Origin of the sequence: Aestuariibaculum sediminum (assembly GCF_014596945.1) — a bacterium.
Classification (GTDB): Bacteria; Bacteroidota; Bacteroidia; order Flavobacteriales; family Flavobacteriaceae; genus Aestuariibaculum; species Aestuariibaculum sediminum.
Genome location: NZ_JACVXB010000006.1, coordinates 1 through 1,669 on the forward strand (window position 1 = coordinate 1; position 1,669 = coordinate 1,669).

The 1,669-nt window shown below is 41.6% G+C and carries 1 protein-coding gene; it reads left to right on the forward strand.

Features of this window, described 5'->3' with window-relative positions; all coding sequences use genetic code 11:
• Positions 1 to 1,669 (forward strand): DUF7507 domain-containing protein (locus ICJ83_RS12930; RefSeq protein WP_188230828.1); only part of this gene is annotated, 1,669 nt, incomplete at both ends.

Here is a 1,669-nt window from a genome sequence, read left to right on the forward strand (position 1 = left end):
ATACGGCGAGCTATGTTGTAACCCAGACGGATTTAAATGCTGGAGCTGACTTAGTAAACACGGCTTCAGTAACCACAAATGAGATTACGACCCCTGTAGAAGATACGGCTACCAGTACGGTATCTCAGGATTCGAGTATGGTAGTTACTAAGAGCTTGACCAACGCTGATGATGCTATTGTAGACACAGAGGGCGAGACTATCGAGTATACGATCACCGTTAATAACGATGGAAACACAGACCTTACCAATGTCGTAGTAGGTGATGAATTACCAGATGGCAGCTTAGGCGTAGTAACAGGCCCAACGGGCGATGATGGTGATGGCATATTAAATGTAGGCGAGACGTGGACATATACGGCAAGCTATGTTGTAACCCAAGCAGATTTGGATGCAGGTAGCGATTTAGTAAATACGGTTTCAGTAACCACAGATGAGATTACTGATCCGGAGACGGATAATGCAACTAGTAGCATAATTATTACCCCAGCGGTAGCGATCATCAAGACTAGTGAGGTTAATGATGGCGGCGATGGTATTGATGCAGGAGATACGATCACCTATACCTATACAGTAAGTAACTCGGGAGATGTTACCTTATATGATGTAGACGTAACGGAGAATGCAGCAGACTTTACGGGAAGCGGTACCTTACCAACACCTGCATACAGCAGTGGTGGTAGTGATATCGACGGCGAGGGCGACGGCTATGATTTAACGGTAGGCGAGAGTTTAGAATTTACAGCGACCTATGTTCTTACCCAGGCAGATATGGATGCCGGTGGTGTAACGAATCAGGCTACAGCTACGGCTAACGACCCACAAGGTAATCCAACGGATGATGAATCTGATGATAACAGTGTTTTAGAAGACGATCCAACGGTAACATTACTTTGTCCTGCTATAAATGGAGTTTCATCAACTGACCCTTCAGAGTGTGGTGTTGTTGACGGAAGCATTGTAATTAATGCTAGCGGAGCTGGATTAGTTTATAGTATTGATGGAGGAGCTACTTTTGTAAATTCTAATGAATTCTACGGATTAGAAGCAGCCACTTATAATGTGGTGGTAAGATCAGAAACAAGTGATTGTGAAATTATTCATGGAGATATAACTTTAATAGCTAAAGTCGCTCCAGAAATTCTAAATGTTGAAAGTGTTTCTACAGATTGTGGTACTAACAACGGAACAATTACAATATCTGCGGAAAGTAGATCGGCTTTAAGTTCATTAATTTTTATTATTGATAATGGTGTTAATATTTTTGAAAATTCTACGGGAATATTTACAGGTTTAGCTGAAGGGCTTTATCAAATTAAAGTAAGAAATAGCGATCAGACTTGTGAAGTGACTTTCACAGATGTTCAGTTAACGGTTTATTGTAATGATACATTTGCAATAGATGACGAAAACACAACCATAACAGGTTTACCAGTAAGTGGGGATGTAACGACGAATGATTTTGATCCGGAGGGCGATAATCAGATATTCCAAGGATTTATCGATGAAAACGGGGATCCGATAGCAAGTGGATCGACGGTATCAGGAGTAGATTCCGAAGGCAATGAAGTAGCCAATGCCGGAACAATCACTTGGAATCCAGACGGAACATACACGTTTGAACCAGCCGATGATTTTTCAGGAACGGTAGATATAGTTTATGAAACCTG